The 15,981-nt window shown below is 74.7% G+C and carries 13 protein-coding genes; 7 read left to right on the forward strand and 6 right to left on the reverse strand.

The genetic code is table 11. The features are described from left to right. Window positions 1-5 precede the first annotated feature (5 nt). Together ACWEPX_RS20855 and ACWEPX_RS20860 are read left to right on the forward strand one after the other, a co-directional pair. The gene (locus ACWEPX_RS20855) at window positions 6-719 is read left to right on the forward strand and encodes a methyltransferase domain-containing protein (RefSeq protein ID WP_451898860.1); all 714 of its coding nucleotides are present in this window, start codon (window positions 6-8) and stop codon (window positions 717-719) included. An 88-nt stretch (window positions 720-807) separates the two neighbouring features. After that, entirely contained in the window at window positions 808-1,365 is a 558-nt protein-coding gene (locus ACWEPX_RS20860; protein ID WP_451898861.1) for a dihydrofolate reductase family protein, read from the forward strand. Here the strand turns inward: ACWEPX_RS20860 and ACWEPX_RS20865 are convergent. Next, on the reverse strand, window positions 1,362-4,511 hold the full coding sequence (locus ACWEPX_RS20865) for a BTAD domain-containing putative transcriptional regulator (protein WP_451898862.1): 3,150 nt from the start codon (window positions 4,509-4,511) through the stop codon (window positions 1,362-1,364). The two genes, ACWEPX_RS20860 and ACWEPX_RS20865, sit on opposite strands and share 4 nt — an antisense overlap. 97 nt (window positions 4,512-4,608) lie before the next feature. Here ACWEPX_RS20865 and ACWEPX_RS20870 point away from each other — a divergent pair, with 97 nt between their 5' ends. After that, window positions 4,609-5,382 carry an alpha/beta fold hydrolase gene (locus tag ACWEPX_RS20870; protein ID WP_451898863.1) on the forward strand — a complete coding sequence of 258 codons (774 nt, stop codon included), beginning with the start codon at window positions 4,609-4,611 and terminating at the stop codon, window positions 5,380-5,382. Window positions 5,383-5,426: 44 nt separating this feature from the next. Here the strand turns inward: ACWEPX_RS20870 and ACWEPX_RS20875 are convergent, their stop codons facing one another. Together ACWEPX_RS20875 and ACWEPX_RS20880 are read right to left on the reverse strand one after the other, a co-directional pair. Further along, on the reverse strand, window positions 5,427-5,696 hold the full coding sequence (locus ACWEPX_RS20875) for an amphi-Trp domain-containing protein (RefSeq protein WP_451898864.1): 270 nt from the start codon (window positions 5,694-5,696) through the stop codon (window positions 5,427-5,429). Between the two features lie 73 nt (window positions 5,697-5,769). Beyond that, window positions 5,770-6,747 carry an endonuclease/exonuclease/phosphatase family protein gene (locus ACWEPX_RS20880; RefSeq protein ID WP_451898865.1) on the reverse strand — a complete coding sequence of 326 codons (978 nt, stop codon included), beginning with the start codon at window positions 6,745-6,747 and terminating at the stop codon, window positions 5,770-5,772. Between the two features lie 76 nt (window positions 6,748-6,823). Between ACWEPX_RS20880 and ACWEPX_RS20885 the strand changes: the two genes are divergently transcribed. Then, the gene (locus ACWEPX_RS20885) at window positions 6,824-7,498 is read left to right on the forward strand and encodes an arsenate reductase/protein-tyrosine-phosphatase family protein (protein ID WP_451898866.1); all 675 of its coding nucleotides are present in this window, start codon (window positions 6,824-6,826) and stop codon (window positions 7,496-7,498) included. A gap of 9 nt (window positions 7,499-7,507) precedes the next feature. Further along, window positions 7,508-7,903, forward strand: coding sequence for an arsenate reductase/protein-tyrosine-phosphatase family protein (locus ACWEPX_RS20890; RefSeq protein ID WP_451898867.1), 396 nt, complete (start codon window positions 7,508-7,510; stop codon window positions 7,901-7,903). Here the strand turns inward: ACWEPX_RS20890 and ACWEPX_RS20895 are convergent. Beyond that, entirely contained in the window at window positions 7,889-8,728 is an 840-nt protein-coding gene (locus tag ACWEPX_RS20895; protein WP_451898868.1) for a helix-turn-helix domain-containing GNAT family N-acetyltransferase, read from the reverse strand. The two genes, ACWEPX_RS20890 and ACWEPX_RS20895, sit on opposite strands and share 15 nt — an antisense overlap. A 95-nt stretch (window positions 8,729-8,823) precedes the next feature. On the opposite strand from ACWEPX_RS20895, the gene ACWEPX_RS20900 reads away from it, so the two are divergent. Further along, window positions 8,824-10,104 carry an NAD(P)-binding domain-containing protein gene (locus tag ACWEPX_RS20900; protein WP_451898869.1) on the forward strand — a complete coding sequence of 427 codons (1,281 nt, stop codon included), beginning with the start codon at window positions 8,824-8,826 and terminating at the stop codon, window positions 10,102-10,104. Here ACWEPX_RS20900 and ACWEPX_RS20905 read toward each other — a convergent pair whose 3' ends face one another. Continuing rightward, complete coding sequence (locus tag ACWEPX_RS20905; protein WP_451898870.1) at window positions 10,105-12,573, reverse strand: ATP-dependent Clp protease ATP-binding subunit; 2,469 nt, start codon at window positions 12,571-12,573, stop codon at window positions 10,105-10,107. It abuts the gene before it with no gap. 461 nt (window positions 12,574-13,034) lie between these two features. Beyond that, window positions 13,035-14,627: an ABC-F family ATP-binding cassette domain-containing protein gene (locus ACWEPX_RS20910; protein WP_451898871.1), complete on the reverse strand. Its 1,593-nt coding sequence runs from the start codon at window positions 14,625-14,627 to the stop codon at window positions 13,035-13,037. A gap of 220 nt (window positions 14,628-14,847) precedes the next feature. Here ACWEPX_RS20910 and ACWEPX_RS20915 point away from each other — a divergent pair, with 220 nt between their 5' ends. Then, the gene (locus ACWEPX_RS20915) at window positions 14,848-15,849 is read left to right on the forward strand and encodes a hypothetical protein (protein ID WP_451898872.1); all 1,002 of its coding nucleotides are present in this window, start codon (window positions 14,848-14,850) and stop codon (window positions 15,847-15,849) included. Window positions 15,850-15,981 lie beyond the last annotated feature (132 nt).

The raw sequence follows: 15,981 nt of genomic DNA on the forward strand, positions 1-15,981 counted from the left end.
GCTCCGTGCACCTCGCACCGCTGACCGAGACCCGCGCCCGGCACCTCGACGCCTACCTGGACACCGCCGCGGCCGAGCTGTTCAAGCACGACGAGCGCCTGCGCGACCTCGACATCGCCGTCGGGTTCCGCGGCGGCGTCGCGCACCTCACCGGGGCCGTCGACGAGCCCGAGCAGCTGATGCTGGCCCGGGAGCTGATCGGCAGGCTGGGCGGCGTGTTCGCCGTGTGGGACCGGGTGCGGGTGGCGGGCCGCGAGCCGGTGATCATCGACGTCGGCTGCGGGGCGACCAAGCAGTACCCGGAGAACATCGGCGTCGACCTGCGGCCCGCGGCGGGCGTGGATGTCGTGGCCGACCTGCGGGAGGGCCTGCCGTTCCCCGACGGCAGCGCCGACCGGGTCTTCGCCGTGCACATCCTGGAGCACCTGATCGACTTCCTGCCGCTGGTCGACGAGTGCCACCGGGTGCTGCGGCCGGGCGGGGTGCTGCACGTGCTGTCGCCGTGGTGGCGGTTCGTCAACGCCGTCGCCGACCCCACGCACGTCCGCCTGCTCGACGTGCAGACGATGAAGGGCATCTGCGAGCGGCCCGGGTCCGACCGCCGCTGGTACCCGCTGCACGCCGGGTGCGACGGCGCGAGCATCTTCGCCGACCTGCGCAAAGTGGACGCCGACGCGCCCGCGCCGAGCCGGGAGCACCTGGCCCGCTTCTTCGACTGACGGCGGGCGTAAGCCGACCTGAAGCGGATCGTAAGTTGGGCGGGGCACTGTGGTTTCAACACCACGAGACACCCGGAAGGTCGGTCCGATGAGGAAGATCATCGCTTCGTTCAACATGACGCTCGACGGCGTTGTCGACCACATGGAGGAGTGGCACTTCCAGTACTTCGACGCCGACTCCGCCGCCTTCGCCCGCGAGCAGCTGTTCGCCGCGGACGCCCTGCTGATGGGCCGCCGCACCTACGAGGGCTTCGCCGCGGCGTGGCCCAACATGGAGGAGCAGACCGGCGACTTCGGGGTGCGGATGAACACCCTGCCGCACTACGTCGTCTCGTCCACCCTGGAGAAGGCGGATTGGGGCGACACCACGGTCATCTCCGGCGACGTGCTCGCCGAGGTCGCCAAGCTCAAGGAGCAGCCCGGCCAGGACATCCTGATGTACGGCTACGGGCAGCTCGCCCACGAGCTGCTGCGCAACGGCCTGCTCGACGAGGTGCGGGTGTGGCTGCACCCGATCCTCAGCGGCCACAGCGGCCAGGAGAGCCTGCTCTACCGCGACGGCAGCAAGGTGCCGCTCAAGCCCGCCGACGTGCACCGGTTCGGCTCGGGCGTGATGGTCCTGTGCTACCGGCCGGAGCAGGGCTAGGGCGTGGCCGCCAGCTCGGCCCGCAGCTCGGCGAGCCCGGTCCCGCCGCCGCGCCGGTGCTCGGCGGCGAACCGGTCGTCGCCGAGCGCGGCGCGGGCGGCCGCGACCACCCGGTCGATCTCGGCGCGCTCCTCGGCGGGCAGCGGCAGGCCCAGGGCGCTGCGGCGGGCCTCGGCCGCGCCCAGCAGCCGCGCGGCCAGGCCCGCCCGGCCGTCGAGCACCAGCGCGCCCGCCAGGGCCTCGGCGGCGTAGGCGTCGCCGCGGGTGTCGCCCATCGCCAGGGCGACGTCCAGCGCCTCCAGGTGCAGCTCGACGGCCGCGGCGGCGTCGCCGCGGGCGACCGCGACGTACCCGAGGTCGACCAGCACCATCGACAGGTACGGCGGGTAGACCCCGTCGTCCTGCCGCTTGGCGGTGGCGACCAGGTTGCGCAGGTGGGTCTCGGCCAGGTCGAGCTTGCCCGCCCTGCGGGCGGCGAAGCCCAGGCCCAGCTCGGCGAACACCAGGTTGGTGTGCGAGTTCTGCTCGGCGGCCAGCCGCATCGCCTGCTCGCACAGCTCCCGGGCCTGGGTGTGGTCGCCCAGCTGCAGCGCCAGCCAGCCCAGCCAGCTCAGCCGCCCGGCCACGTCCGGCCACAGCTCCAGCTCCTCGGCCAGCCGCAGCCCGTCGCGGTGCAGCCGGGTGGCCTGCTCGTGGTCGCCGGTCATCTCGGCCAGCCCGGCGACCCACTCGGTGGCCTGGAGCACGCCCCAGCGGTCGCCGAGGGCCTGGAACAGCTCGGCGCTGCGCGCGGCGTCGGCGCCCAGCGCCGCGGTGTCGGAGCGGGCGTGCGCGAGCGCGGCCCGGGTGCTCAGCGCGGCCGCCGCGCCCCAGCGGTCGCCCAGCCGCTCGGCGTCGGCCAGCGCCCGCGCCAGCAGCGCCTCGGTGCCCGCCTGCTCGCCCAGGCCGTTCTCGGCGAAGGCCAGGAACCAGCGCGCCCTGGTCGCCGCGACCGGGTCGGTGATGCCGTCGATCGCGTCGACGGCGATCTGCCTGCGGGCCGCCCAGCCCGCCGACTCGCCCTGCAGCAGCTCGATGGCCATGCGCCAGACCACGGCGCGGGCGCGCTGGTCGTCCGGGCCGGGCCGGTCGCAGGCCGCGGCCAGTGCGCGGCGGGCCTGGGTCAGCCTGCCGCGCAGGAACCAGTACCAGGTCAGCGCGTTGGCCAGGCGCAGGGCGTGCTCGCCAGCCAGCGCGTCGTGCAGGTTGGCTGATTCCGCGTCCAGCCTGCGCAGCCACCGGGGCTGCTCGGGGCCGCGCAGGAACGGCTCCGCGCGCTCGGCCAGGTCGGTGTAGAAGGCGGCGTGGCGGGTGCGGGCCTCGTCCAGCTCGCCCGCCTCGCGCAGCCGGTCGACGCAGTAGGCGGCGACGGTCTCCAGCAGGCGGAACCGCGGCCCGTCGGGGTGGTCGGCCAGCACCACCAGCGACCGGTCCACCAGCCGGGCCAGCAGGTCGACCACCTCGACGGCGGGCACGTCCGGCCCGGAGCAGGTCGCCTCGGCGGCGTCGAGCGCGCAGCCGCCGCTGTGCACGGCGAGCCTGCGCAGCACGGCCTGCTCGGGCGCGGACAGCAGCGCCCAGCTCCAGTCGATCACCGCGGCCAGCGTCCGCTGCCGCGCAGGCGCGCCCCGGCTGCCCGCGGTGAGCAGCCGGAACCGGTCGTCCAGCCGCTCGACCACCCCGTGCACGCCCAACGCGCGGACCCGGGTCGCAGCCAGCTCCAGGGCCAGCGGGATGCCGTCGAGCCGCGCGCACAGCTGCGCCACCGCGTCGCGGTTGCCCGCGTCCAGGGCGAACCCGCGCGCGACCGCGGCCGCCCTGGCCACGAACAGCTGGACCGCGCCGCAGGCGGCCGGGTCGTCGTCGGGGCCGGGCACGGCCAGCGGCGGCACGTCCCAGACCACCTCGCCGGGCACGTGCAGCGGCTCCCGGCTGGTGGCCAGGACCCGCACGCCCGGCGCGGCCCGCAGCAGCCGCGCCGCCAGCGCGGCGACCGGCTCGACCAGGTGCTCGCAGTTGTCCAGCACGAGCAGGGCGTGGCGGGGGGAGAGCGCGGCGGCGAGCTTCTCCTCGGCGGGCGCGGGGTCGCTGTCGCGGATCTCCAGCGCGGCCAGCACCTCGTCGGCCACGGTGTCGGCCGCGGCCAGCTCGACCAGCCACACGCCGTCGGCGAAGTCGAGCTGGGCGGCGGTCTCCAGCGCCAGCCGGGTCTTGCCCACCCCGCCCGGGCCGGTGAGGGTGACCAGCCGGGCGTCGGCCAGCAGCGCCCGCAGCTCGGCGACGGCGGACTCGCGCCCGATCAGCTCGGTGAGCTGGGGCGGCAGGTTGGTGCGCGGGCGCCGGGCCGGGCGCTCGACGGCCAGGGCCGCGTCCTGCTCCAGGATGGCTTGTTGGAGGGCGACCAGCTCGGGCCCGGGCTCCAGGCCCATCTCCTCGTCCAGCCTGCGGCGCAGGTCGGCGAAGCTGTCCAGCGCCTCGCTCTGCCTGCCCGCCTGGTAGAGGGCGCGCATGTGCACCGCGCGCAGCCGCTCGCGCAGCGGGTGGCGGGCCACCAGGTCGCCCAGCTCGCCCGCCAGCAAGCTGTGCTCGCCCAGCTCCAGCCGGGCCTCGGCGTGCAGCTCGACCACGGCCAGCCGCTGCTCCTCCAGCCGCGCGATCGCCGCCCTGGCGAACTCCTCGTCGGCGAAGTCGGCCAGCGCGTCGCCGCGCCACAGCGCCAGCGCGTCGGCCAGCAGCCCGGCCCGGGTGCGCGCGTCCGGGGCCTGCTCCGCGCGGGCGGCCAGCGCGGCGAAGCGCCAGGCGTCCACGGCGTCGGGCTCGGCGGCCAGCAGGTAGCCGGGCGGCCGGGAGACGACCAGGTCCCGGCCGCCGGGCTCGGCGTCGGCCAGGGCCTTGCGCAGTTGGGACACCCGCACTTGCAGTGCGCCAGCGGGGTTAGCGGGGATATCGGCGCCCCAGAGGTCCTCCACCAGGCGGTCGGTCGACACCGGACGGCCGTCGTGGACGATCAGGTCGGCCAGCACCGCCCGGACCTTCACGCCGGGGATCGCCACGGGTTCCCCTGCGCTGGTCCACACCGCCAGCGGACCCAGCACGCCGAATCGCATAGCGGACAACTTACCGACCACAAGCGCGCGGTAAGCCGACCTTAAGCGCACCCGCGCACCCTTCGAGGTGTTCCGACCACGAGAGAGGACACCCGAGATGAACGGCTACGCCCCCGTCAACGGCCTGCAGATGTACTACGAGATCCACGGCAGCGGCGACCCCGTGGTCCTGCTGCACGGCGCGCTGTCGGGCATCGAGACCTCCTTCGGCGCGGTGCTGCCGCTGCTGGCCAAGACCCGCCGGGTGATCGCCGTGGAGGTCCAGGGCCACGGCCGCACCGCCGACGTCGACCGCCCCCTGAGCTACCAGCAGGTCGCCGACGACGTGGCCGCCCTGCTGCGCCACCTCGGCGTCGAGCGGGCGGACGTGTTCGGCTACAGCATGGGCTCGGGCATCGCCCTGGAGCTGGCGCTGCGCCACCCCGAGGCGGTGCGCAAGCTGGTGCTGGCCTCGGTCAGCCTGACGGTCGCGGGCTGCCACCCCGAGCTGTTCGCGGGCATGGCCGAGCTGACCCCGGACATGCTGGTCGGCAGCCCGTTCGAGGAGGAGTACCTGCGCCTGGCCCCGGACCCGCAGGCGTTCCCGGCCCTGGTCGAGAAGGTCAAGCAGTTCGACATGAGCTGGGACGGCTGGACGGCGGAGCAGGTCGCCGCGATCACCGCGCCGGTCTTCCTCGTCATCGGCGACTCCGACCTCGTGCGGCCCGAGCACGCGGTGGAGCTGTTCCGGGTCTTCGGCGGCGGGGTCTTCGGCGATGTCGCCGGGCTGCCCGCCGCCCGGCTGGCCGTCCTGCCCGGCACCACCCACGTCGGCATGACCCAGCGGGCCGACTGGCTCGTCCCGATGGTCGAGGAGTTCCTGGCGGGCTGAGCCGCAGGCAGGCGGCCGGGGGCGGCCGCCTGCCGACACGCGGGTCAGCCGACCTCGGCCAGGTCCTCGTCAGCGTCCTCATCTGCGCCGTCGTCGGCGAGGGACCACTTGAGCTGGAACTCGATCTCCTCCTCGTCCTCCCCGCGCTCGTGCTCGATGGAGAACTGGGCCCTGGCGGGCACCCGGATGCGCTCGCCTGCGATCTGGATGCGGAACGGGGTCTCGGACTCCAGCGCGTCGGCGAGCCGCCGCAGCTTGGCGACGACGTCGGCGGTCGAGTACAGGCGCTCGACGTCGCGGGGTGCTCCGGGCATGGGGGGACCTCCGGTGGGGGACGTTTTCGATCATTGAACCGGTCCGGTCGGCGCGCCCGGGCGCCGGGTGCGGTCACCGCATCCTGATCTCGGCCACCAGCTGGGCGTGGTCGGAGGTCGTGCGGCCCGCCCGGTCGTCGGTCAGCTGGCTGTCGGCGAGGTGGTCGTTGAAGTGCCGCAGCAGGGTCACCTCGCCGATGCGGTCGGGGTTGCGGTCGTAGAACTCCTCGCTCACCAGGATGTGGTCGAGGTTCTCGTAGTGGCCGTTGTAGATGTGGGAGTAGCTGACGTCGCGGCCGGCGTTGCGGGCGTTGATCTCGTGCGTGGAGTACAGCACCCGGTCCCACAGCGCCTCGCGCTCGTCGCGGTCGCCCGGCCAGAAGCGCGAGGGGGCGTCGCCCATGATGATGTCCGTGGTGACCGCGCGCGGGCCGTCGTTGAGGTCGCCGAGGACGATCACCGGCTGGGCGGTGGCGACGAGGTCGTCGAGGACCAGGAAGCGCAGCGCGGTGGCCTCGGCGGCGCGGCGGATCAGCGCGCGGGCCTTGCCTGCGGCCTCCTCGCGCGGGTCGCCCGCGGGGGCGGTCTCGTCGCGGATCGGGCGCTTGGACTTCAGGTGCACCACGTACACCGCCACCGTGGTGGTCGCGTCGAGCACGACGCGGGCGCGCAGCACCGGGCGGCTGAACGTGCCCACCGGCAGCGCGATGCCCTCCACCGGCACGTCCATCCCCGGCGGGAAGTCGGTGATCGACTCCACCGGCCCGGCCAGCGGCAGCCTGCTGGCCAGCGCGACCCGCGGGCCGCTGGCCCCGTCCGCCCCGGGCGCGGCGACGGTGGCGTACCGCCCGGCGCACGCGGCCCGCAGCGCGTCGACGTGGAACACCTCCTGGAACCCCACCACGTCGGCGTCCATCCGCCGCAGCTGCTCGCCGATCCACGCCGTCTTCGCCGCGAACTCCGCCTCGCCGTAGACCGGCTCGTTCGGGTAGTACACCTCGCCGGGCCGGGCCAGGTTCAGGACGTTGAAGGTGCCGATCTTGATATCCACGTCCACAGAGTCGCCGGTCCCCGCGCCCTTGTAACAACCTTGACGACGGGCACGAATCTCAATGAGGATTGACTCAATGAACCTTGAGGAACGCGCGCGGGTGCACGCCGCCCTCGGCGAGCCCGCCCGGCTGGCGATCGTCGAGCGGCTGCTGCTCGGCGACGCCTCGCCCGGCGAGGTCGGCCGCGCGCTGGGCCTGGCCAGCAACCTGCTCGCCCACCACGTCAAGCTGCTGGAGCAGGCCGGTCTGGTCGAGCGGTCGCGGTCGGCGGGGGACCAGCGCCGCACCTACCTGCGCCTGCGCCCGCACGCCCTGTCCCACCTCGTGCCCGCCGCCGCCCGCCAGGCGGACCGGGTCGTGTTCGTCTGCACCCGCAACTCCGCCCGCTCGCACCTGGCTGCGGCCCTGTGGACCCGCGCCAGCACCATCCCCGCGACCTCGGCGGGCACCCACCCCGCCGACCGCATCCACCCCCTGGCCATCGCCGCCGCCGAACGCCACGGCCTATCCCTCGCCCAAACCCGCCCCCGCCACATCAACGACGTGCTGACCCCGCACGACCTGGTCGTCGCGGTCTGCGACAGCGCGCACGAGCACCTGCCCCCGCAAGACCGCCTCCACTGGTCCATCCCCGCCCCAGCCCCCACCCCCGCCGCCTTCGACACCACCATCACCGACCTGACCACCCGAGTCCACCGCCTCGCCCCCGCCGTGCGCCGTGGGCTCCGGCAGCGCGACCCCGCCCGGTGAGGAGCCACGATGCCGGAAGTCCTGTTCCTCTGCGTGCACAACGCGGGGCGTTCCCAGATGGCTGCGGCGCTGCTGCGCCACCACGCCCTCGGCCGGGTCCGCGTCCGCTCGGCCGGGTCGGCTCCCGCCGCCGCGGTGAACCCGGCCGCCGCGGCGGCCCTGGCCGAGTTCGGTCTGGACATCGCCGACGCGGTCCCGGTCAAGCTGTCCACAGCGGACGTCGACGCCGCCGACGTGGTGGTCAGCATGGGCTGCGGCGACACCTGCCCGGTCGTCCCCGGCAAGCGGTACCTCGACTGGCCGGTGCCCGACCCGGCGGGGCTGCCGCTGGAGCAGGTGCGGGGCATCCGCGACGAGATCGACCGGCGCGTGCGGGGGTTGCTCGCCGAGCTAGTTGACCGCTGAGCGGCGTTCCAGCAGGACGGTGTCGTGCCAGACGCCTTCGCGGCTGGCGATGCGTTCGCGGATGCCGACAGTGCGGTAGCCCGCGGCGTGGTGCAGGGCGATGCTGGGGCGGTTCTCGGTGAAGATGGCGGTTTGCAGCGTCCACAGGCCGTCGGCGTCGGCGGCGGTGACCTGCTTGTGCAGCAGTGCCCGGCCCACGCCCCTGCCGCGGTGGCCCTCGGCCACGTAGATCGAGGTCTCGGCGACGCCCGCGTAGCACTCGCGCGCCGAGACCGGGGTGGCCGCCGTCCAGCCCGCGACCTCGCCGTCGACCTCGGCGACCCAGCGGTGCCCGGGCAGCCACCGCGCGTCGAGGCTGGCCCGGCTGGGCACCGCGGTCTCGAAGGTGGCCAGGCCGGTGGCGATGCCCTCGGCGTAGATGCGCCGCACGGCGGCCCAGTCCCCGTCGGCGAGCGCCCGCACGGTCACCCCCGGCGGCAGGTCGTCGGGGCAGCACGGGCGCGGGGCGAGCAGGCCCATCACCGCGTCGGCGGCGTGCGGGAGCCCGGCGCAGCACGCCTCGTTGACGGTGACGACCGTCGCCGTGCCCTCCTTGCGCACCCGCACGAACCCGACCTCGGCCAGCTTGCGCACGTGGTGGGAGGTCGTGGACTGGCTGGTGCCCAGCACCTGGGTCAGCGCCCCGACGGTGATCCCGCGCGGGCTGGTGGCCACCGCGTGCAGCAGGCGCACCCGCACCGGCTCGGCCAGGCAGGCGAACCACTCCGCGTAGGTCGACGCCTCGTCCTGGGGCAGCACGCCCGCCTGCGGCAACTCGATCGGCATGCGGCCACTATATCGACCGAGACCGATGGTTGCATTCATCGATCGCCGTCGATATGGTTCACCTCGATCGAAGTTGGTCGATGAAAGGTGTGGACATGGACGTGCCTGTCGTGGTCGTGGGAGCCGGGCCGACGGGGCTGGCCGCCGCCGCCGAGCTGGTCGGCCGCGGGCTGACCCCGCTGGTGCTGGAGCGCGGCGGCCAGGCCGGGGCCGCGGTGGCCCAGTGGCACCACGTGCGGCTGTTCTCCCGCTGGTCGGAGCTGGTCGCGCCTGCCGCGCGCCCGCTGCTGGCGGCGACCGGGTGGACCGAGCCCGACCCGGCGGCCTACCCGACGGGCGCGCAGTGGGCGGCGGACTACCTGCGCCCGCTGGCCGCCGCGCTCGGCGACCGGGTGCGCTTCGGGGCCGAGGTCGTCGGCGTCGCCCGGCGCGGCCGCGACCGCGTGGTCGACGCGGGCCGCGACAGCGAGCCGCTGACCGTGCACGTGCGCACCGCGGCGGGGGAGGAGCGCATCACCGCGCGGGCCGTCATCGACGCCTCCGGCACCTGGGGCACGCCGAACCCGCTCGGCGGCGACGGGCTGCCCGCCATCGGCGAGGCCGCCGCCGACCGCATCGCCTACCGCGTCCCCGACCTCGCCGCCGAGGCCGCGCGCTACACCGGCAGGCACGTCGTCGTCGCGGGCAGCGGGCACTCCGCGCTGACCGCGCTGGTCGCCCTCACCGCCCTGCCCGGCACCCGGATCACCTGGCTGCTGCGCCGGGGCGCGGTCGGCGCGGTGTTCGGCGGCGGCGACGCCGACCAGCTCCCGGCCCGCGGCGCCCTCGGCCAGCGCGCCAAGGCCGCCGTCGAGGCGGGCACGGTGACCGTGGTGACCGGCTTCCGCACCCATGCCGTCGAGCCGGACGGCACGCTGGTCTCCGACGCGGGCGCGCGGATCGAGGGCGTGGACGAGATCATCGCGCTCACCGGCTTCCGGCCCGACCTGTCGTGGCTGTCGGAGGTGCGGCTGGCGCTGGACGCGACCCTGCAGGCCCCGGTCGCCCTCGCCCCGCTGATCGACCCGAACTCCCACTCCTGCGGCACCGTCTACCCGCACGGGGTCAAGGAGCTGGCGCACCCGGAACCGGGTTTCTACCTGGCAGGCATGAAGAGCTACGGCCGTGCGCCGACCTTCCTCGCCCTCACAGGCTACGAGCAGGTCCGCTCCATCGCGGCCGCCATCGCGGGCGACCACGCCGCCGCCGAGCGCGTCGAGCTGGTGCTCCCGGAGACCGGCGTGTGCGGCGGCAGCGGCCTCTTCGACGCCGCCGCGGCCCCCAGCGGCTGCTGCGCCCCGGCCGGACCGCAGCCAATCAGCCTCACCGCGCGCTGATCAGGCCGGGTGCAGGCTGGTCACGGCGAGCTGGCCGTCCGCGGCGTCCACCCGCACGTGGCTGCCGGGGGTGAGGCTGCCGTCGAGCAGCATCCGGGACAGCCGGTTGTCCACCTCCCGCTGGATCGTCCGCCGCAGCGGGCGGGCGCCGAAGTCGGGCTGGTGGCCCGCCTCGGCCAGCCACGCCACCGCCTCCGGGGTGAACTCGATCTGGATGTCCTGGGCGTGCGCGCGGCGCTTGGTCTGCTCCAGCATCAGCTCGGTGATGCGGTGCAGCTGGTCCTCGTCCAGCCTGCGGAAGACGATGATCTCGTCGATGCGGTTGAGGAACTCCGGGCGGAAGCTCTCCCGCAGCCGCCGCATGATCCGCTCCCGCAGCGGGCGGTCGGTGTCCTGCTCGGACGCCGGGGCGAAGCCCAGCGCGCCCTGCGTGCTCGCGGTGATCAGCTCGGAGCCGAGGTTGCTGGTCATGATCAGCACGGTGTTGGTGAAGTTGACCGTGCGGCCCCGGCCGTCGGTGAGCCTGCCGTCGTCGAGGACCTGCAGCAGGACGTTGAACACCTCCGGGTGGGCCTTCTCGATCTCGTCCAGCAGCACCACCGAGTACGGGCGGCGGCGCACGGCCTCGGTGAGCTGGCCCGCCTCCTCGTAGCCGACGTACCCCGGCGGCGCGCCGACGAGCCTGCTGACGGTGTGCCGCTCGCCGTACTCGCTCATGTCGAGGCGGATCATGTGGCTCTCGTCGCCGAAGAGGGCCTCGGCCAGCGCCCGGGCCAGCTCCGTCTTGCCGACGCCGGTCGGGCCGAGGAACAGGAAGCTGCCCGCGGGCCGGTTCGGCTCGGCCAGCCCGGCCCGCGAGCGGCGCACCGCCTCGGCCACGGCCTGCACCGCGTCGTCCTGGCCGACGACCCGCCCGTGCAGGTGCTCCTCCAGCCGCAGCAGGCGGTCGCGCTCCTCCTGGGTGAGCTGGCTGACCGGGATGCCGGTGAGCCGGGAGACGACCTGGGCGATGTCCTCGGTGACCACCTCGGGCACGTCGGTCGGGTGGCCGTCGGAGCGGGTGGCCTCGATGTCGCGGCGCAGCCCGGCGATGGTGTCGCGCAGGCGCGCGGCGCGCTCGTAGTCCTCCTCGCTGACGGCCTGGTCGCGGTCGCGCGTGACCTGGTCGAGCTGGGCTTGCAGGTCGCGCACCTTCGTCGACCCGCGCCCGGCGCGCAGCCGCACGCGCGCGCCCGCCTGGTCGAGCAGGTCGATGGCCTTGTCGGGCAGGAACCGGTCGGTGACGTAGCGGTCGGAGAGGGTCGCCGCGGCGTCGAGCGCCTGGTCGGTGAACCGGACCTGGTGGTGGGCCTCGTACCGGTCGCGCAGGCCGTGCAGGATCGCCACGGTGTCCTCGACGCTGGGCTCGGGCACCAGGATGGGCTGGAAGCGCCGCTCCAGCGCCGGGTCGGCCTCGATGTCGCGGCGGTACTCGTCCAGCGTCGTCGCGCCGACGATGTGCAGCTCGCCGCGGGCCAGCGCGGGCTTGAGCATGTTCCCCGCGCCCATGGCCCCTTCGGCCGCGCCCGCGCCGACCATCGTGTGCAGCTCATCGATGAAGACGATCAGCTCGTCGCGCTTGGCGCGGATCTCGGCCAGCAGGTTCGTCATCCGCTCCTCGAAGTCACCGCGGTACCGCGTCCCGGCCACCATCGCGGCTAGGTCGAGCTGCACGACCCGCCGCCGCGCCAGCGTGTCCGGCACATCCCCCTCGGCGATCCGCTGCGCCAACCCCTCCACCACCGCCGTCTTGCCGACCCCCGCCTCCCCGATGAGCACCGGGTTGTTCTTCGTCCGCCGCGACAGCACCTCGACGGTCTGCTCGATCTCCTCGTCGCGCCCGATGACCGGGTCCAGCTCGCCCTCCTTGGCCATCTCGGTCAGATCCCGCCCGAACTGCTCCAGCGTGGTCGTCTGCTCCGGCTTCCCCGGCGGCTGCCCCCGCCCGGCCAGCGTCTCCGGGGTGACCCGCAGGTCGGTCAGCGCCTTGCCCGCGGCCGAGTCGGGGTTCATGGCCAGGGCGAGCAGCAGGTGCTCCGGCCCGATGTAGGAGGCCCCCAACCCCCGCGAGAGCTGATGGGCGTCCAGCAGCGCCCGCTTGGCCGCAGGCGTCAACCGCACCGGCCCCTGCCGCCCCTCCCCAACCCGAGACCGCTCCTCGATCCGCCCGGCGAGCTCATCCGGATCAGCCCCCGCCCGCTCCAGCAGCGCCCGCGTCGTCGGCTGCTGGGTGGCCGCCCACAGCAACTGCTCGGTATCCAGATCCACCCGCCCCCACCCAGCCGTCTGCGCCGCCGCCTCCGACACCAACTCCCGAGCCTGCTCACTCATCAACCGCGTGAAGTCCACCGAGTAGGACCCCCGCCCACCCCCGAAGAACTGCGCGAGGAACTCATCAAACCCCCGCCCGTCCCCAAACCCACCCGTCATCATTCCTCCCTACGGTCGAGGGGGACTAACCCCCCACCCCCAACCACAAACCTCCCCCGGCCGCGACCACCGGACATGGGGAGGTCGCGGCCGGGGAGGCATGCAGGACGGCGGGGAGCGCGCAGCGCTGCGGAGTGGGTTAGCGCGTCTGGGCAACCACCCACACAGCACCGCGCCCACACACTCAAGGGAACGCGCCCACCCACTCAACGGAACGCGCCCAACCAAAGTGTCCGATGGGGTGGACTTGCATTCGCGGGGAGCGAAGCGCCGCTAAACTGGCCAAGGCGTGAACGGGCCTCGCCCGCTCCACCGCTCTTCACGCCCAAGCGGCGCTTCGCTTAGGGGTCCCCGCGAATGCGAGTTCACCCCATCGGACCCACAAAAGCAAGCCGCGCACCCAAGCTAGCGCCGCCGCCAACCGGCAGTACCCGTCGGCAGGCCGGGCCGTGCAGACCCGGTCACAGCGCCAGCCGCGGCCAAGAGGCGGTGTCGCGCAGCAGTTGGCGGTCGTGCGTGGCGATCACCACCGCGGCCGGGGTCGAGCCGAGTGCCGCGGTCAGCTCGTCGACCAAAGCGGCCGACAGGTGGTTGGTCGGCTCGTCCAGCAGCAGCACGTGCGGGCGCGCCGCCAGCACGATGGCCAGGTCCAGCCGACGCCGGGCGCCGACCGACAGCTCGGCCACCGGCCGGTGGGCGTCGTGCCCGCTGAGCAGGCCCAGCTCGCCCAGCCCCGGCCCCGAGACCCCCGACCGGGCGAGCTGCTCGCCGTACAGCTCGGCCGCGGTGCGCCGCCCCGGTGGGTCGGACTCCTGGCCCAGCAGGCCGATCCGCGCCGACCGCGCCCGGGTCACCGCGCCCGTGGTCGGCGCGCAGACACCCGCCAGCACCGCCAGCAGCGTCGACTTGCCCGCCCCGTTGGGGCCGGTGACGACCAGCCGGTCGCCGGAGTCCACCGCCAGGTCGACCGGCTTGAGCCTGCCCGCCACGCCCACGCCGTCGGCCCGCAGCACCGCCGCGCCCTGGTGCTCGGGCAGCTCGGGCATGGCGAAGCGGGACGGCGGCTTCGGCACCGCCACGACGTGGGCGGCCAGCTCCTCCTGCCGCCGGTGCACGGCCCGCACCAGGCCCGGCGCGCGGGTGGCCCGGGTGTGCCTGCCGTGGCCCTTCTCCGGCCGCCAGTTGTCGCGCAGCCGGTTGCGCGCCGCGGACAGGTCGTCGGCCAGCCGCTGCCGCTCGGCGACCTGCTCGGCGTGCAGGGCCTCCCACCGGGCGCGCTCGGCGCGGCGGGCGTCGAGGTAGGCGGCGTAGCCCCCGCCGTGCACCCGCGGCCTGCCGTCGCTGGACGGGTCGAGGTCGACCACCGTGGTCGCCACGTCGGCCAGCAGCGCCCGGTCGTGGCTGACCAGGACGACCACGCCGGGATGGCCGCGCAGCCGCTCGGTCAGGTGGTCGAGCCCGCTGGCGTCGAGGTGGTTGGTCGGCTCGTCCAGCAGGAGCACGGCGTGCCCCGCCCCGAGCAGGCAGGCCAGCCGCACCCGGTGGCGCTGGCCGACCGAGAGCGTGCCGAGCGGCCGGTCGCGGTCGTCGACGGCGCCCAGCGCGGCCAGGGAGACCTCGACGCGCCGGTCGGCGTCCCAGGCGTCGAGCGCGTCGACCTCGGCCAGCGCCGCGGCGTAGGCGTCGTCCGCGCCGGGGTGCTGCGCGGCGAGGGCGGCGGCCGCCTCGTCCAGCCGGTGCAGCGCGGCGCGCACGGCGGACAGTTCGAGGTCGATCAGCGCGCCGACGGTCGCCGCCGGGCCGAGCGGGATCTGCTGGTCGGCCACGCCGAGCGAGCCCGCGCGGACCACCTCGCCGCGATCGGGCCGCAGCTCGCCCGCCAGGAGCCGGAGCAGGGTGGTCTTGCCGCGGCCGTTCTCCCCGACGACGGCGACCCGGTCGCCCGCGGCGGCGACGAGGTCGACCCCGGCGAGCACGGGCCGCCCGCCGAAGGAGTGGTGGACATCGGACACGCGGACGTGCGCGGCCCGCAGCGGGGCCGTACGGGATGACATGGGAATGCCTCCAACGAGAGGTGATGCGCGAAGAGGTGGACGAAAGGCCGGCGCCGCGGAGTCGCGGGAGCCGGTGGAGGCGTCGTCCCCTCAGAGGAAGAGCAGTTGCTGCATCACGTCCACAACGGTAGTCGACGGATTCGGGGCCGGTCATCCGAATTTCCCCGTGGCGGCAGCCACAGAGATGACGCCCGGCCCGCGACGATGATCAACTGGTGGCATGACAGCCGTTGCAGCGCTGGCGACCTCCCTCGTCGTCGCCATGACCGGCAGCACCTCCGACGCGGCGCAGGCGAGCTGCACCTGGCAGGCCGAGGTGCTCCCCCTGCCCGCGGGCATCAGCCAGTCCCACGCCGAGGCCACCGACCACGCGGGCGGTTACTCGGGCCGCGCCTACTTCGAGTCCACCCGCACGTGGCACGTCTTCTCGTGGAAGAACGGGCAGGCCCACGACCTCGGGTCGACGGGGTACGGCAGCGACCGCGTGATCGCCCAGAACCGCGCCGGGACGATCGTCGGGATCTCCGTGCGCGGGCTCTGGGGCGCGCAGGCGATCTCCTTCCGCATCCGCGCCGGGCAGCGCGACCTGCTGCCCGCCTACCCGGGCGCGGAGCACAACACCCGGGTCGTCGGGATCGCCGACAACGGCGACAGCTTCGGCACCGCCGTCGCGTGGAAGCCCGAGATCCGGGACTACGTCTGGCTGGTCGTGCGCTGGCCTGCCGACCGCCCCGGCGTGGTGGAGCGGGTGCCGGAGCTGCCCGAGGAGTGGCGGCTGATCGACGTCGACCACGACGGCACCCTGCTGGTCGAGCCGCGGCGGGCCGACCCGTACCCGTGGCCGCACCTGCTGCGCGGCGGCGTGCTGACCCGGTTGCCTGCGCCCGCGGGCGTCCAGCACGGGGCCGCCAACGCCATCGCCGACGGCCTGGTGAGCGGGACGCTGCGGGTGGGCTCGGAACCCAACCGGCCCGCCTACTGGGACCGCGCGGGCCAGCCGCACCTGCTGACCCGCGACGCGGAGGCCGAGCACATCAACCGCAACGGGCTCCTCGTCGCCGAGCCGCGCCTCGGGGAGTACCGGATCTACCGGTTCGGCGCGGTCCAAGGTCTGCTGGTGGGCGTCGGCCGGATCGACGACATCGGCGACGACGACACCATCGTGGGCACGGTGCAGAACCCCGACGCCTCCTACGAGGCCGCCGTGTGGCGCTGCGCCTAGCGTCGCGTTCGGACACCTGGCTTCGCCGCGGTGGGCTCCCTGCCACCGCACCCGACCGTCCCCGCCGCGCGGGTCAGCTCCATGTCCCGCGCGGCGGTTCGTTGTCCGCGACCCCAACGGCCGCGTGGTTGA

It is taken from the genome of Actinokineospora sp. NPDC004072 (assembly GCF_053604195.1).

Excerpts from the sequence above, each read along its gene's own strand:
- ACWEPX_RS20860 (WP_451898861.1), top strand. The coding sequence starts at position 808 with ATGAGGAAGATCATCGCTTCGTTCAACATGACGCTCGACGGCGTTGTC.
- ACWEPX_RS20865 (WP_451898862.1), bottom strand. The coding sequence starts at position 4,511 with ATGCGATTCGGCGTGCTGGGTCCGCTGGCGGTGTGGACCAGCGCAGGG.
- ACWEPX_RS20870 (WP_451898863.1), top strand. The coding sequence starts at position 4,609 with ATGAACGGCTACGCCCCCGTCAACGGCCTGCAGATGTACTACGAGATC.
- ACWEPX_RS20875 (WP_451898864.1), bottom strand. The coding sequence starts at position 5,696 with ATGCCCGGAGCACCCCGCGACGTCGAGCGCCTGTACTCGACCGCCGAC.
- ACWEPX_RS20885 (WP_451898866.1), top strand. The coding sequence starts at position 6,824 with ATGAACCTTGAGGAACGCGCGCGGGTGCACGCCGCCCTCGGCGAGCCC.
- ACWEPX_RS20890 (WP_451898867.1), top strand. The coding sequence starts at position 7,508 with ATGCCGGAAGTCCTGTTCCTCTGCGTGCACAACGCGGGGCGTTCCCAG.
- ACWEPX_RS20895 (WP_451898868.1), bottom strand. The coding sequence starts at position 8,728 with ATGCCGATCGAGTTGCCGCAGGCGGGCGTGCTGCCCCAGGACGAGGCG.
- ACWEPX_RS20900 (WP_451898869.1), top strand. The coding sequence starts at position 8,824 with ATGGACGTGCCTGTCGTGGTCGTGGGAGCCGGGCCGACGGGGCTGGCC.
- ACWEPX_RS20905 (WP_451898870.1), bottom strand. The coding sequence starts at position 12,573 with ATGACGGGTGGGTTTGGGGACGGGCGGGGGTTTGATGAGTTCCTCGCG.
- ACWEPX_RS20910 (WP_451898871.1), bottom strand. The coding sequence starts at position 14,627 with ATGTCATCCCGTACGGCCCCGCTGCGGGCCGCGCACGTCCGCGTGTCC.
- ACWEPX_RS20915 (WP_451898872.1), top strand. The coding sequence starts at position 14,848 with ATGACAGCCGTTGCAGCGCTGGCGACCTCCCTCGTCGTCGCCATGACC.